This is a genomic window from Ktedonobacter robiniae (assembly GCF_016587375.1).
Classification (GTDB): domain Bacteria; phylum Chloroflexota; class Ktedonobacteria; order Ktedonobacterales; family Ktedonobacteraceae; genus Ktedonobacter; species Ktedonobacter robiniae.
This window is the reverse complement of sequence record NZ_BNJG01000001.1, coordinates 1482700-1497565: the sequence shown is the minus strand read 5'-3', so window position 1 is coordinate 1497565 and position 14866 is coordinate 1482700. Positions and strand designations below refer to the sequence as shown.

Annotated in this window: 10 protein-coding genes and 1 rRNA gene; 4 read left to right on the top strand and 7 right to left on the bottom strand. The window is 52.1% G+C overall.

Annotated features, from left to right (window positions below):
* Positions 1 to 6: 6 nt before the first annotated feature.
* Positions 7 to 2052: a WD40 repeat domain-containing serine/threonine protein kinase gene (locus JMJ04_RS06075; protein WP_201369642.1), complete on the bottom strand. Its 2046-nt coding sequence runs from the start codon at positions 2050 to 2052 to the stop codon at positions 7 to 9.
* Positions 2053 to 2599: 547 nt separating this feature from the next.
* Between JMJ04_RS06075 and JMJ04_RS06070 the strand changes: the two genes are divergently transcribed.
* On the top strand, positions 2600 to 3706 hold the full coding sequence (locus JMJ04_RS06070) for a hypothetical protein (RefSeq protein ID WP_201369641.1): 1107 nt from the start codon (positions 2600 to 2602) through the stop codon (positions 3704 to 3706).
* An 80-nt stretch (positions 3707 to 3786) separates the two neighbouring features.
* Here JMJ04_RS06070 and JMJ04_RS06065 read toward each other — a convergent pair whose 3' ends face one another.
* Positions 3787 to 4140 carry a hypothetical protein gene (locus JMJ04_RS06065; protein WP_201369640.1) on the bottom strand — a complete coding sequence of 118 codons (354 nt, stop codon included), beginning with the start codon at positions 4138 to 4140 and terminating at the stop codon, positions 3787 to 3789.
* A gap of 131 nt (positions 4141 to 4271) precedes the next feature.
* Positions 4272 to 5003, bottom strand: coding sequence for an MBL fold metallo-hydrolase (locus JMJ04_RS06060; RefSeq protein ID WP_201369639.1), 732 nt, complete (start codon positions 5001 to 5003; stop codon positions 4272 to 4274).
* A 471-nt stretch (positions 5004 to 5474) separates the two neighbouring features.
* Between JMJ04_RS06060 and JMJ04_RS06055 the strand changes: the two genes are divergently transcribed.
* Complete coding sequence (locus tag JMJ04_RS06055) at positions 5475 to 5891, top strand: hypothetical protein (protein ID WP_201369638.1); 417 nt, start codon at positions 5475 to 5477, stop codon at positions 5889 to 5891.
* A gap of 189 nt (positions 5892 to 6080) precedes the next feature.
* On the opposite strand, the gene JMJ04_RS06050 is transcribed toward JMJ04_RS06055, so the two are convergent.
* Positions 6081 to 7145: a M42 family metallopeptidase gene (locus JMJ04_RS06050; RefSeq protein WP_201369637.1), complete on the bottom strand. Its 1065-nt coding sequence runs from the start codon at positions 7143 to 7145 to the stop codon at positions 6081 to 6083.
* 262 nt (positions 7146 to 7407) lie between these two features.
* Positions 7408 to 8766, bottom strand: a complete 1359-nt coding sequence (locus JMJ04_RS06045; RefSeq protein WP_201369636.1) for an NYN domain-containing protein — start codon at positions 8764 to 8766, stop codon at positions 7408 to 7410.
* A gap of 202 nt (positions 8767 to 8968) precedes the next feature.
* Here JMJ04_RS06045 and JMJ04_RS06040 point away from each other — a divergent pair, with 202 nt between their 5' ends.
* Complete coding sequence (locus tag JMJ04_RS06040; protein WP_201369635.1) at positions 8969 to 9322, top strand: winged helix-turn-helix transcriptional regulator; 354 nt, start codon at positions 8969 to 8971, stop codon at positions 9320 to 9322.
* Positions 9323 to 9413: 91 nt separating this feature from the next.
* Here JMJ04_RS06040 and JMJ04_RS06035 read toward each other — a convergent pair whose 3' ends face one another.
* Positions 9414 to 9704 carry a hypothetical protein gene (locus JMJ04_RS06035; RefSeq protein WP_201369634.1) on the bottom strand — a complete coding sequence of 97 codons (291 nt, stop codon included), beginning with the start codon at positions 9702 to 9704 and terminating at the stop codon, positions 9414 to 9416.
* Between the two features lie 597 nt (positions 9705 to 10301).
* Here JMJ04_RS06035 and JMJ04_RS06030 point away from each other — a divergent pair.
* Positions 10302 to 13268: ribosomal RNA gene (locus JMJ04_RS06030) — 23S ribosomal RNA — on the top strand.
* 309 nt (positions 13269 to 13577) lie between these two features.
* Here the strand turns inward: JMJ04_RS06030 and queG are convergent.
* Positions 13578 to 14828, bottom strand: coding sequence for a tRNA epoxyqueuosine(34) reductase QueG (gene queG, locus JMJ04_RS06025; protein WP_201369633.1), 1251 nt, complete (start codon positions 14826 to 14828; stop codon positions 13578 to 13580).
* Positions 14829 to 14866: the final 38 nt, after the last annotated feature.

The following is a 14866-nucleotide window of genomic DNA, read 5'->3' as shown; positions in this document are numbered from 1 at the left end:
TTGCGTTTACTCTATGGCGCGCCAGATCTTCACCTGTTTATCATCGCCACCGGACGCGATTGTGGTTCCGCTTGTGGGCGACCAGGCCAGGCCATATGTGGTTGTCTGCAAAATATTGGTATAGAGCCTATCGCCCTCGAAGGGCGGCCAGATCTGGATCGTGCGATCATCGCCTCCCGAGGCGATGGCGGTCTCCGTCGATGACCAGGCTATGGCATAGACATTGCCTCTATGTCCAGTATAGACCCTGGCTTTCTCACCGCTGGCAATGCTCCAGACATGTACCTGGCTATCTTTGCCACCGGACGCCAGGTAATTTCCATGAGGGGACCAGCTCAGGGCAAGCACTGAGTCGCTATGCTGGTGACTGACGACTATCTGCTTGCTTGTCACTTCCCAGATGACAACGTTATTCTCGTTCAGGGCGGAGGAGGCAATTTGTGCGCCTTGAGGTGACCATGCCAGGGCGGAGATACCATGAGTATGTCCCTCATAACGTTCGAGGAGGTTGCCACTGATTGGTTCCCAGAGCTGGATGGTGGTATCTGCACTGCCCGAGGCCAGTGTCTGTCCATCAGGCGACCACGAGAGCACGCTGACGGCTTCACTATGCCCAGTATACTTCTGTGTAAGTTTACCACTCAAGGGATTCCAGACATGAATGGTACTGTCGTCGCTGGCGGAGGCCAGGAAGCGTTCATCAGGTGACCAGGCGACCGCGTTTACTCTCCGTGTATGTTGGTGGTAGCTTGTGATACGCTTGCCTGTCTGTGCCTCCCAGACATTAACTGTGCCATTGGCGCAGCCGGAGGCGAGATAGGTCCCTTTAGGGGACCAGCTTAGGTCCAGCGCAGTCGCGTCCAGCGCGAATGTGCGCAAAACGTATCCGGGAGTATTGGTAGGCGTCTTCGATTGGGCTGGGGGAGGCGTGGTATGCTGGCTAAAGAAGAAAATACTGCCCGCGCTTGCGACAAAGGCGACGCCCGCCAGGCCGAGCAGCACATTGCGCCGGGTGAGATTGGCTAGCTGGGCTTTTGTGTTCTGTGCCACACGCTTTTTGATGTGCTCAAAGTCTTTGGTTGAGCGTGCCAGGTCAGAGAGAGGCTGTTTGGACGGTGGCAGACTCAGTCTCTGGGTCTCATGGGACGCGACCTCTTCCTGGTGTTGGCGATTGATAAGAGAGGTATGATGGACGCTTGCGGGCGTCGTTATATTCAGACCGGCGGCCTCTCCAAAGGCGCGCGCGAACTCCTGCACCGTCGCGTAGCGTTGGTTGGGATCTTTCGCGAGTCCCTTCATAATGACCTCTTCTACGGCCGTGCTAATCATAGGATTGCGTGCCCTTGGAGAGGGGGGAATGACATTGAGGTGCTGGAGGAGGAGCGAGCCAGGGTTTCCACGGTAGGGGCGCTCGCCGCATAGCCATTCATAGACGGTGAGCGCGAGTGAGTACTGGTCACTGGCGTAGGTTGGTTTCTCCATCCATTGTTCAGGTGCCATATAGAAATAGGTACCTGCCAATCCGGGCATACTCAACTGGCTGATCTCGGCGTTATGGTGGCTGATAAAGGCAATGCCAAAATCACTGAGGATCAGCTCACCTCTGCGATTGAGTAAGATATTCTCTGGTTTGACGTCGCGATGGACAATACCCTGGCTATGGGCATAGTCGAGGGCATCGGCAATCTTTTCCAGATAGGAGTAGATCAGGGTTGGTTTAAGGATACTGCCTTCTGGATGGCGTCTGCGTAATGTACCATAGGGCAGAAACTCCATAATGAGATAGGGTGTTCTTTCATCTACGCCGAAACGTTGGACCTTGACGATATGAGGATGGCGCAGGCTGGTAACAATACGGCTTTCTTTATAGAATTTGCGAATTTGAGCTTCATCAAGTTGTCCAGGTAGTGTGTGAAGCAGTTTAATTGCGACGAGTTCCTGGGTCTGTATATGTTCTCCACGGTAGACCTGAGCGAAGCCTCCTTCGCCCATTAACCGTGTGAGCCGGTAATCGCCTATACGCTGGCCTACACGAGAGTTGCCTTCAGCCATAATAAATACGTCTTTTCCCTTCTGCATGTTTTGCGGGAGCCCTCTCCCTCCTCTACTCGCGTTATCTACACCCATCCACTTCCCACTGCATGCGATCTGGCGGCGTTATCTGGTGAATTAGTTATTGGTATCTTTACGTGTGCCCATGTGTAAGTACGTTTACGATTATAATAGGCTCTACCTTCTATGTAAAGAGCATAACCTGCCGTTCCTACGTCTCTAGTAAATAGTCTCACCCGCTTTGGTATTTATGCAGATATTCTCTTTATATAGATCGAGGAGGTCGTCTGAGTCTCTAGAAATGAAGTTCTCCAACGTTTACCACATATGACGAGGGTTTTTTGTGAGCTAGTTTATAGCATAGCGTGCGGTTATACCTTACTATTGGAAGAGAAATCCCATGGTGGCTGGACTTTTGTTTTATAATAGGTAATTGATTGAATAGATCTATTCGCAAGATTGTATTGTGACCTCTTTTTCATATTTCTGTTTTTATCAAGCTATTTTCATCGCTTGTCGTTCAACTTTCAAAAGGAGAATCCAGTTTATGGCTTACGATCCCAACGCACCAGGTAACAACCCGGGTGGAACGCCACCTCCCAATACACCGTATAGTCCCACAAATTATGGTGCGCCGCCGCCACCTCCTCCGGGGCCATCTGATCCCTATCAATCGCAGCAGCCTTACAATCCATACGCGCCTTCGACGCCATCCTATCCCCCTGTTCCAAATCCGAACAGTTCGCCCGCGTATCCTTCGCAGCCTGGGATAAGTGGTGCAGGCTATAATGATCCTACCTATGTCTCGCCGTCAGCCCAGGGATACCAGGCGCCTCCGGTGCAGCCAGGACCGAGCTATCCTGGTTACCCTCCTGTGAATCAAGGCTATCCACAACAAGGCTTTGTACCACCACCGCAAAAGAAATCATCGGGCGGGAAAATCGCCCTGATCATACTGGCGGTCGTTGTTGTGCTGGCTGGTATTGGTATCTTTAGCGCATCGGCGTACAATACATCTCAGGGCAATGCGCATGCCACGGCCACGGCCCAGGCGCAAGATGCCAAAGCCACAGCGAATGTCCAGGCGACTGCGACCTATATGGCGTCGCACTTCCCTTTTAGTAGCAAGCTGATACTCAATGATTCGTTGAGCGGTAACAATCCTGCGCATGGTTGGATGTCTGATAAATATTGCTCGTTCAGCAATAATATGTATCATGCCTCAGAAACGAAGTCCAGTACGTTTGTGACCTGTTCCGCTAAGAGCACAGACTATACCGACTTTTCCTTTGAAGCAACGATGCAGAACTTCATTGGTAATGCAGGCGGTCTCGTCTTCCGTGGGGACGAAGATCAGCAGAACTACTACCTCTTCCTGGTCTTCTATGATGGCTCATTTGGCTTCTATAGCTATAGTACAGCATCCCACACGAAAAAGATTATCACCGGCGACGTGAATAACTTTAGCATTAGTAAGCCTATCCGCCTGGGTGTAACAGCACAGGGGAACTCATTTAAGTTCTTCGCCGATGGTCAGCAGATTGGGCAGGCTACGGATAGCACCTACTCTCATGGCCAGGTGGGAATTGCGGTTGACAATGATGCCTTAATTACTGAGGCCAACTTTAGCAATGCCAAGGTGTGGCAGCTTTAGGACACATCAATAAAAAAAGAGAGCTAAGAGCGAAAACTGCTCTTAGCTCTCTTTTTTTATTTGCTCCATCATATGGCTGATCAGGACCGATGCCAGTTAATAGCCACATTGATAATGATGATGGCGAGTGAAACAATACCAAAACCGATCAGTCTGGCTATGATGGAGATAGCGTTAGTGCTATCTCCGATGCTCAGAAAAATGGCACTGATAGGCACAAACATGACGACCGAGACAATGCCCAGGGCCAGGCGTTGTCCCGAGGAGATACCTCTGTTGCTAAAGTTGACCTGTCCAATCTTTTGGGCATTCATGTCATAGCTGGGTGGCTGATAGGTCTGGCTACTCTGTGGCTGACCTTCTGGTCGCTCTGTATAGGCGTTAGACTGGTAGCCGCGATATTCATCATCTTGTGGATACATCTGTTGTGACATTCTGCGCTTTTCCTTTCGCGTCGAGCATAGGGTGATGCATACTTTAGAATCTTGTCGAATCTTGTCGAATCCTGAGAATCCTGGCTACCAGTCTTTACGTATGAGCTTGAGAAAAGTTTAGGTTTTGCAGGCTAGGCCTTGCTCAATGAGGTGCGAAGCGCCTCTTTCTCGACTTCTTGCGCCAGGCTCACAATCGCGCCATCCATCGCGCGCAGTGGTTTCTCCAGGACTGGTCCGTGACCAGTTGCCAGGCGCGAGGGTTCCTGGAAGCGCAGCTTGCGTGCGCTCTCCAGCGCCGAGAGCTTATGCCAGGTTGCCAGCGCGGGTAGGGGGAAGAGCAGACGCATGGTTCCCGCGACCGCTATTCCACCCAGGGTTTGAAAAGCATCGCCTACGATTAATGTCTGATCGCGTTCGTCGAGAAACGAGGCGTGCCCTGGTGTATGGCCTGGTGTCGCGAGCACACGCAACGAGCCAACATGCTCGCCCTCGTGCAGAAGCTGCGTGGGCTTTGTCGTGACCATTGGATAACCTCCCTTGAGAGGAACCTGGGCCTCATGTGCCTCCAGTTCTTTGTTGCCAGCCAGCAAACGTGCCTCACGCTCAAGCAGCATAACCTTTGCCTGGGGAAGCGCTGCATGAAGCTCATCAAGCGAACCAGCATGATCTCCATGGGCGTGCGTGAGTAGGATACGCGTAATATTCCTACCCAACTGGCGTGCCGCGCCAATGATCTGCTGCCCCGAGCCAGCATTCATGGTGTCGATGAGAGTGAGGCCATCCTCTTCGAGAACAAAATAGCAGTTAAAGATACCAAGCTTGGTCAGCTGTACCAGATATTTTCCATGTGCCTTGATCTTCATTAAATTATTTCTCTACTTCTAGCGATGTGCCTTGATCGCTGATGCGATAAAATAAACTCTTCTATATATGCACACATATTTACTCTAAGTGACCTCCCTGGTTTTGTCAAGGAAAGTAGGCAAAATTTGCCTTGACAGGGGGTCCTTCTCTTGCTATGCTTTACCTGGACAGGGAAAATATAGCAGTTCGTAATATCCCCTCTGCTGAGCATAACCCTGAGAGTGCGTTCTTCGTAGAAGAGAGTAGTATACTTCTGATCCAAAAAACCAGAGCGTGCTTGCCATGCCACCGCTTGCCCCGAATGGGGGTTAGGTGGTCCCCGAATGGGGATGGGTTTCGGAATAAGATCTTAGGAGAAACGTATAGAAGAAGAGTAGCTAGACGATCAGGTAGTGGCTGTCGCCTTTGCTGCTTGTTCCACTGGAGAATAGAGTATGTGGTATAACAACAATTACAGGCGACCTCCCCGTATGCGTAGGCGCTTCTTCTTTCCTTTTGTCATTCCTTTTATCTTTTTAGTATCGATGCACTCTTTTAATGTTTTCTTCTTAACGCTGCTGGTCATGGTGGTTGTGGCCCTCATCGCTACGTTCGTCACTCAAAACGCGAATGCAGGTCGTAACTCTTACCGTCCACCTATGCAGAATCAAGTGCCGCCAAATCCACAGGATTACCAGAATCCATATTATCAGCCCTATCAGAATCCAGACCAGGCGACCTCTTATTATCAGCCATATCGCCAGGGGTATCAAGCGCAGCCATCACAGACGGTTAACGCAGATCCTACTCAGGATGCGCGCGTAGATCAGTACCAGCGCCCTACTGCTGAACAGTACGAGGAGCCGCTTGCTGATTATCCCGAGCCTATGCCACCTATGCAACAGTAAGCAGTCAATGGCCTATGCATGTCTTCCTATCCGAAAACCCTGAGCGTTTATCCCCGAATGGGGGCGAAGCGCTAGTCACGCAAGTGACGTTGGGTTTTGGAATAAGATCGTAGTGAAAGACAAAAAGAACGCCTTCTCTCTTTCAAATGAGAGAAGGCGTTCTTTTTGTCTGATTAGGTCATAAGTAGATTAAGGGATCAGATTGGTATCTGCGTCGAGGGCCAGGACGAAGCGCGCGATAAGCTCTGCGACGTCGTCAACATCTTTGAGCGAAACCATCTCTGAGCCAGTGTGCAGGTAACGGCAAGGGATGCTGAGCAGACCTGTCGCGATGGGGCCGCGTGCGACCTGGATCGCATCGGTGTCTGTGCCTGTACCGGCGGCCGAGGCCTCAACCTGGTAGCTGATGCCTGCCTCTTCCGCGGCTTTGACAAGGCGCTCATAGACGGGAAGATTAATATGTGCGCCGATAGTCAGGATGGGACCAGCATTCATCTTCAGATCGCCCATACGATTTTTTGGAGCGCCGGGAATATCTGAGGTTGGGGCCACATCGACTGCGATGGCGATCTGTGGGTTGACGCTATAGGCACTGGTACGCGCGCCGCGCAGGCCGATCTCTTCCTGTACAGCCGAGACAAAGAATACGCCTGCCTTCAACTGCTCGCGTTTGGCATGGATACGGCGCATCGCCTCTACCACTGCGAAGACGCCGGACTTATCGTCGAGCGCCCGCGAGATGATGATGTCCTTATGCAGTGTCTCTAGTTCCGCGGCACGTGTGCCAACAGAGCCAACTTTCACGCGTTCAAGCGCCTCTTCCTTACTGGAAGCACCGATATCGATCCAGAGGTCCCAGAGCTTAGGAGCCTTCTCGCGCTCCTCAGCCGAGAGGCTGTGAACGGGTTTGCGACCAACAACACCAGAGACGATACCCTTGGGCGTGTGGATGTTGACGCGGTTCCCTGGTAGGGTAGAGGCGTCAAACCCGCCAATGGGGGCGAAATAGAGATAACCTTGCTCATCGATGTGGCGGATGAGGAAGCCGAGTTCGTCGCAGTGGGCTTCTAGCATGACGCGTGGCTCAGCCGAGGCATTGAGGGCCGCGATCACATTGCCATGTACATCTGTATGTACTTCATCGGTATACTGCTGTATCTCCTCGCGTACGACCTGCTGAGCCGGGCGCTCAAAGCCAGAAGGGCTGGGGCTAGCGACCAGGCGACGGAGAAATGCAACACGTGACTCGTCCATAAAACCTCCAAGTTGTGTATTGAAAAGAAATAATCTCCAATGGTGACCACTCAAATGCTTTGATTCCTAGCTGGCTGCCGAAGCGCTGCGACTGGCTGCGTGGCGAGAAGTCCTGAGTAGACACATTGTCTTAGTGATAAACAAGAACGAGCGACCCTGAGTTGGCTTCTGTAGCTCTGAGGTACTCTTTTCTGCCAGAGCCAGGGAAGTCAAACCTCCAGGGTCGCTTAGAGATGTACAAAAATGTTTGTTCTGCCAGTAGTTAACGAACGAACTGTTTTAAAACTTCGTCCACACCTGGATGTGAGCGATTCAGGCGCAGGTCCTCGGCTCCAGTGGGATCGGTCTGTACCAGAAGAATATTTTGCTGAATACATGTATTGAGCAGTTCGCGTGCTGACTCGCGTGTTAAGCGGCCACGGAAACGATTCTTTGGGTTGACTGGATCACCAATGAAGTTAGAGACGCCAATAATTGTACGCCATGACCAGTTGCGGTCGATATAATCGAGGAACTGGATGAACAAAGGATCAAGCACATCCATAGTGGGAGCGCCATAGGGTGCCTGAGGATACTGGGCGTTTCCAGGATAGTTTACGGCGGGCATAGATCCTGTATTACCGCTTGAATATGGAGCACTGGGAATGGGTAATGAGCCAGTATTACCTGACACGCCATTGGATGTGAGTCCTCCTGGCACCAGGGGAACAAACTGGTTTGCGCTGCTTATTAGATCTCGGCTGACGGTTCCTGGAATACCGACAACAATAACATTTTTGTTCAAACGTAGCTTTAGGCGAGCACTGATACGCGTGAAATCTTTATCGCCTGTCATTAAAACAAAGGTTGAAATGGTAGGTCGATCAAAGACGGTCTCAATAATATCCATCAGCATGTTCAGATCGACGGTGCTCTGTACCACAGTACTTTGCACAATCGTGCTGTTTCCGGAGTTCACGGCGGGCATATGACCAGTGTTTCCGGTATGAATAGTGGAATATCCTAAGGGACCTGTGTTGCTTGGGGCCAGAGACGTCCCGGCTGGTTGAGGTGTCTGATCATATGAGCGTTGTTGATAGGATGAGGAGCGGAACGCCTCGCGATTCTGATAATCCGTTGAATAATCATCATCGGGGATGCGTTCTTCGTCGAAGTTCTCCTCCTCCATCTCATCTCTGGCTGGAGAAAGCGCATCGTCTGTCTCGTCTGGCCATCCCTGGTTTAGCCCTTGTTGTGGCTGAATGGCTGGAAGCGAACCTGAACTGGCTGACATTCCACTAGGCCATGGGCGCGGGAAAGAGCCTGTATTCTGTTCTGCGACATAGCTCTGCGCACCAAGGGGGCCGGTTGGAGTATTGGAGGCATAGTGGATTGTCCCCATGCGTATGCGGTCACGTTGTTTGGCTGGGCAATCAACACGATCAATCATTGCAGCCGTCAAGCTACCTTTGAAGGGCTCGGGTTGACGTGACCAATCCGCATAAGCGCGAGCAACCATTACTGTTCCATAGCGACGAGCCACCGCGATCAACTCTTGTGGATCGGGTTCTCGTCGTTGAATATTTAGCATACTGTAACGTATGTTCTCAAAGTCAATGAATAAAGCAATATCTTCGGGCACAACCTTCTCCTCTCGTTGGGAGAAACCGCGCAGGCCAAGATTTATGATTGTTCAGGTGCTCGGATAACCTTACAGTAACCCTAATACTATGAGCATATCATACTTTATTAGTAAAGTCGAGAGGCCTACGCTTTACTTAGCGTACCATCCTATGGTATATTTCTTAAGTTAAGAAAGGACTGTTTACAAAGAGTATAAAGTCATGGAGCTAACAAAAAACCACCTTGATGATGCCGTTTGCCCAGTGGCCCGTACCGCTGCGATTATTAGCGGTAAATGGACCTTGCTAATCATACGCGATCTGGCCTCTGGCCTGAAGCGTTTTCATCAACTGGAGCGATCCCTTTGTGGCATTAGCCCCAAAACGCTTTCTGAACGGCTGCGCTCGTTAGAAGAGGAGGGGATCGTCATACGACAAACCTATGCCGAAGTTCCCCCTCGTGTGGAATACTCTCTAACTGAGAAAGGGCAGGATCTTGTTTCCGTTATTGATTGTATGCGTAGTTACGGAAAACGCTGGTTGTGCCAGGATAAACCTGCCTCTGAAAGAGGATAATACACTTTCCACCCGTTTCCCTGCTTAAAATGAGAGAGGAACCGAGAACACCCCGGTTCCTTGATGCAAATGCCATACTTAATGAGTAGCGTTATAGAACGGACCCTACCAATTCTCGATCATACTGCGCCAGGAAGCGATGGAGCACACCATCATCAACTGGGGTGTTTGCCGCAGCTGGCTGTCCTGCTTGCGCTTTTAGTAGTTCATACAAACTCGCGATATCATAATGCATTTGTACTAGAAGCTGGCCGTCGCTATTAAATCCTTCTACAACAAGGCCATCCTCTTCTTCATGGATTGCGATGCTCTTCGCGCCGATCTGATCCAGAACCTGACCGACAGCATGCAAAATGTTCGCATAACTGATTGTGGCCGGCATTGAAACCTCCCTAAATAGTCGGAGACTGTTTCGTGAAAGTCTGTAGACTGCTTTGTCGAACCGCAAAGCACCGTTGCTTTTCGCTTGGTGATTTGACAGTATTCCTACTCGATACCACACTCCGAATATTTTATCATTACGTACATGGCACGTCAAGTTCACCGTTTTATGGTTTTATGTAAAAAGACAACGATAAATGCATTTATTTCTATCTTTATTGTCCTTCCCCTTGTAGAGCCTGCTGATGCTGGATAGTTTACTGAAGTACCTTAGCATAAGTTAGGACAGAGGATGGAGATCTGCCTCTAGATCCCTCGGAAGGAGCAATTTTTCCAGCTTGCAAAAAATTGCCGCGAAAAAGTGTTGACAAGTTTCCATGGATGTGGCATATTATGCAGGCACCGCGCGAAGCGAGGTGAAAACAAGATTGTACACTTAACAACTAAAGAATACATAGTTACTTCAATTTTGCTGAGCGAGCACGTTGGCATGCAAATGCTCAACCGTGACGTGAGTCATTCGAAGCTCGTGACAGTGAAGAACGAAGACCGAGATCCCATACAACAAGGGTTAACACAAGAAGAAGCAGACAAGGCAGAACAAGCGAAACAGAGTACGAGGTGGATGCCTTGGCGCTGAAGACCGATGAAGGACGCGGAGACCGGCGAAACATTCAGGGGGAGCTGCATCCAAGCGATGAGCCCTGAGAGTCCGAATGGGGCAACCCCTCCAGAGTCATGTCTGGAGACCTATCGCTGAACACATAGGCGATATGGAGGATCGTGGGTGAACTGAAACATCTCAGTAGCCTGCGGAAGAGAAATCAACCGAGATTCCCGTAGTAGTGGCGAGCGAACCGGGACGAGCCCAAACCATCTATTCTTCGTGAATAGGCGGGGTTGTAGGACCAACAGTAGCGATCATGTGCTTACTCGAAGGCATTGGAAGGTGCCACCAGAGGGGGTGAGAGTCCCGTAGAGGACGAGGACATGAGCGTGGTTGGCATCCTGAGTACCACGAGACACGTGCAATCTTGTGGGAAGCTGGGGGGACCACCCTCCAAGGCTAAAGAACTTCAGCGACCGATAGCGAACAAGTACCGTGAGGGAAAGGTGAAAAGTACCCCGAGAGGGGGATGAAAGAGTCCCTGAAACCACGTACTCACAAGCAGTCAGAGGCCACTGTGCCACGAGGCACCAAGGGCTGATGGCGTGCCTTTTGTAGAATGATCCGGCGAGTGCATCGCACGTTGCAGGTTAACCAGCGCTAAAGCTGGGGAGCCAGAGGGCAACCGAGTCTCAAACAGGCGGGTATGTAGCGGCGATGCGACCCGAAACCGTGTGAGCTACCCATGAGCAGAGTGAAGCGGATGTAACAGTCCGTCGAGGCTCGAACCCACCAGTGTTGCAAAACTGGGGGATGACTTGTGGGTAGGGGTGAAATGCTAATCGAACACGGAGATAGCTGGTTCTCCCCGAAATGTATTGAGGTACAGCCGCGACCAAGAGCGTGGTGGAGGTAGAGCACTGGATAGGCTAGGGGCCCTGTGCGGGTTACCAACCCTACTCAAACTCCGAATGCCACTACGTGTTTATCGCGAGTGAGACGGCGGGGGCTAAGCTTCGTCGTCAAAAGGGAAACAGCCCAGACCATCGGCTAAGGTCTCCAAATCGATGCTCAGTGTCAAAGGGGGTCAATGCGCCCAAACAGCCAGGATGTTGGCTTAGAAGCAGCCACCATTTAAAGAGTGCGTAATAGCTCACTGGTCGAGTGCAATGGCACCGACAACGTATCGAGGCTAAAGCATCGTACCGAAGCCGTGGAATATAGGACTACCTATATTGGTAGGGGAGCGTTCTCGACGCCTGAGAAGCCAGACCGCAAGGACTGGTGGAGGTAAGAGAAGTGAGAATGCCGGAATGAGTAGCGCAATGTCTGCGAGAACCAGACACACCGAATGCCTGAGGGTTCCTGGGCAACGTCAATCGTCCCAGGGTGAGTCGGGCCCTAAGCCGAGGGCGTCATGCCGTAGGCGATGGAAAGCAGGTCAGAGAATCCTGCACCGGAACATTTCGTTATGAGCAATGGGGGGACGCGGTAGGGAAGGTGAGCCGATCGAATGGACAGGATCGGTGCCTCTGTTGAAGCGCGTGACCGAGGAAAATCCCGGACACATTATGCGTGACACTGAGGCCGAGCGCCCGCGAGGGTGCGGAAGTCATTGGTCCCCAGGCCGTCAAGAAAAGCCTCTCGCCAGAAACTGTTCCGCCCGTACCGCAAACCGACACTGGTAGGCAGGGGGAAATCTCCCCAGGTGATCGAGCGACCCTCTGTTAAGGAACTCGGCAAATTAACCCCGTACCTTTGGAAGAAGGGGTGCCTGCGTAGCTGTGTGTGCTTGCACACATGGTGAGAAGGTTGCAAGAAATCGGCTCAAGCGACTGTTTACCAAAAACACAGGTCTCTGCGAACGCGAAAGCGGAAGTATAGGGGCTGACTCCTGCCCAGTGCCGGAAGGTTACGAGGAGTGGTGTGCGTAGCCACGAATCTAAGCCCCGGTGAACGGCGGCCGTAACTATAACGGTCCTAAGGTAGCGAAATTCCTTGTCGGGTAAGTTCCGACCCGCACGAAAGGAGTAACGACTTGAGCGCTGTCTCGACAGAGGACTCGGCGAAATTGAAGTACCCGTGAAGATACGGGTTACCCACGACAGGACAAAAAGACCCCGTGGAGCTTTACTACAGTTTGGCCTGGAAACGAAGTATGGTGTGCGTAGCATAGGTGGGAGCCGGAGAACTCATCCTTGTGGGGGTGAGGGAGGCAGCAGTGAAATACCACTCTCACCATGGTTTGTGTCTCACACGTCACCGTGATCCGGGACGTGAACAGGGCCAGATGGGTAGTTTGACTGGGGCGGTCGCCTCCCAAAGAGTAACGGAGGCGCCCAAAGGTTCCCTCAGGGTGGATGGACATCACCCTCTGTAGAGTGTAAAGGCACAAGGGAGCTTGACTGTAAGGCGTACAGGCCGAGCAGGGACGAAAGTCGGGCTTAGTGATCCCACATTCCCGTGTGGAAGGAGTGTGGCTCAACGGATAAAAGCTACCCCGGGGATAACAGGCTTATCTTGCCCAAGAGTTCACATCGACGGCAAGGTTTGGCACCTCGATGTCGGCTCGTCGCATCCTGGGGCTGGAGTAGGTCCCAAGGGTTGGGCTGTTCGCCCATGAAAGCGGCACGCGAGCTGGGTTCAGAACGTCGCGAGACAGTTCGGTCTCTATCCGTCGTGGGCGTCGGAAAAGTGAGGGGAGTCATCTTCAGTACGAGAGGACCGAGATGGCTTGACCGCTAGTGCGCCAGTTGGGGGCCTCCTCCAGAGCTGGGTAGCTACGTCAAGAAGGGATAAGCGCTGAAAGCATCTAAGCGCGAAGCCGACCCGAAGATAACTTTTCCCACTCTCAAGAAGAGTCAAGATCCCAGGAAGAAGACCTGGTGGATAGGCTGCGCGTGGACGCCTGGTAACAGGTGGAGCGGAGCAGTACTAATGATCGTACGGCTTGTTTCCCATTCTGTTTCTTCGCGTATGTGGTGAGCCCTTGTGGTGTGAGTGAGAGCGGTCTGAGATCGGACCTGAGCACGAGCGAGAGGACATCGCGGCACGGGGAGCGTGAGCAGGCCAGCGTGGCTCAGCAAAATTGAGGTAACTATGAATTCTTTAGTGTGATGTGTACAGACAAATAGCCGTTGTTATGGGAAGTACATAACTACGGCCTTTTTGTTTTTGGCAAGGTGAAGTGTGCTACTTACGTACGCGCCTACGCAGGGTATTCGCACTCTGCTGGGGAGCGTACGTAAGTAGCACACAACAACACAATTAATTATTCGCCTCCTCTTCTGTAAACATGGCAAGCGCGCAGTGAATCTCTTGCTGAACTTCGGTATCCTCTTCACTCATTAAGGCTGCCTGTAGCGCCTGGTATGCCTCCTGTCCCTGGAGCCTGCCCAGGGCCCATGCCGCGTGCCCACGGACCAACGCCTCCTGGTCGTGCAATGCGCCGATAAGGGCGGGCACAGCTCCTTGATTGCCACTATTGCCCAGGGCGACACAGACGTTGCGCAGCAACCCCTGACGCTTGGTACGCTTAATGGGACTACGCCGGAAGCGTTCACGGAACTCCTCTTCACTTAGGGCTAGAAGTGGTATAAGTTCCGGTTCACTGCCCACGGCTGGTCGTTTCAGAAATTCCTGGTGAGGCTGGAAGGTTGCCTGGCGCTCTGTGCTGCGGCGATTGACGGCCTCCAGGGCCACAAATTGAGGTCGTCCTTGCTGATCGCGTAGACCCAGGCGACGTTCCGCGACCTTGTTGACGGGACAGACCTCCTGACAGATGTCGCAGCCGAAGATATAGTTTCCTATCAATGGGCGGAGTTCAAGAGGAATGCTACCGCGCAACTCGATGGTCAAGAAAGAGATACAGAGCCGATTATCAAGTTCATAGGGGTTGGTGAGCGCTCCTGTCGGGCAGGCATGCAGGCATATCTCACAATGTCCACAATTGGCTTTGAGTGGTTCATCCGGCTCGAGAGGAACATTCGTTACGATCTCGGCCAGAAAGAGCCATGATCCCCAGCCATGCGTCAGAATATTGGTGTTTTTTCCATACCAGCCCAGTCCTGCGCGTTGGGCCACAGCGCGATCTACCATGCGACCCGTGTCGACGAAGAGCCGAGCTTCGGCCTCGCTCCCCAACTCGCTGCGCGTATAATCCCTCAGCCACTCGGCAAACCGCTGTAGCTTTGACTTAATGATGTCGTGATAGTCATCGCCCCAGGCGTATCGCGCGATACGCCCACGTGGTCCCTCTCCCTCTTCGTTTCCTGGCTGCGCTGTCAGGTAGGTCATACCCAGGGAAATTATCGATTGGGCCTCGGGAAGAAGCGCATTCGGGTGGCACGAGACATCTGCGCGCTCGCTGGTATACCAGGGCAATCCATCCATCAAGCCCCGGCTGATGCGCTCTCTAATAATCCCTTTGGCCTCGGTAAAGGCTTCTGCCGTGGTGATGCGGACGGTGTCAAAGCCCAGCTCGTAGGCGTATTCTTTTACAACTTGTGTGTCTAACATGCTACCATCACTCTAGCGCTCTATAAAAGGAAAAAGTG

Coding starts and splice junctions, on each gene's coding strand:
- JMJ04_RS06075 (WP_201369642.1), bottom strand. CDS start 2,052: ATGGCTGAAGGCAACTCTCGTGTAGGCCAGCGTATAGGCGATTACCGG.
- JMJ04_RS06070 (WP_201369641.1), top strand. CDS start 2,600: ATGGCTTACGATCCCAACGCACCAGGTAACAACCCGGGTGGAACGCCA.
- JMJ04_RS06065 (WP_201369640.1), bottom strand. CDS start 4,140: ATGTCACAACAGATGTATCCACAAGATGATGAATATCGCGGCTACCAG.
- JMJ04_RS06060 (WP_201369639.1), bottom strand. CDS start 5,003: ATGAAGATCAAGGCACATGGAAAATATCTGGTACAGCTGACCAAGCTT.
- JMJ04_RS06055 (WP_201369638.1), top strand. CDS start 5,475: ATGCGTAGGCGCTTCTTCTTTCCTTTTGTCATTCCTTTTATCTTTTTA.
- JMJ04_RS06050 (WP_201369637.1), bottom strand. CDS start 7,145: ATGGACGAGTCACGTGTTGCATTTCTCCGTCGCCTGGTCGCTAGCCCC.
- JMJ04_RS06040 (WP_201369635.1), top strand. CDS start 8,969: ATGGAGCTAACAAAAAACCACCTTGATGATGCCGTTTGCCCAGTGGCC.
- JMJ04_RS06035 (WP_201369634.1), bottom strand. CDS start 9,704: ATGCCGGCCACAATCAGTTATGCGAACATTTTGCATGCTGTCGGTCAG.
- queG (WP_201369633.1), bottom strand. CDS start 14,828: ATGTTAGACACACAAGTTGTAAAAGAATACGCCTACGAGCTGGGCTTT.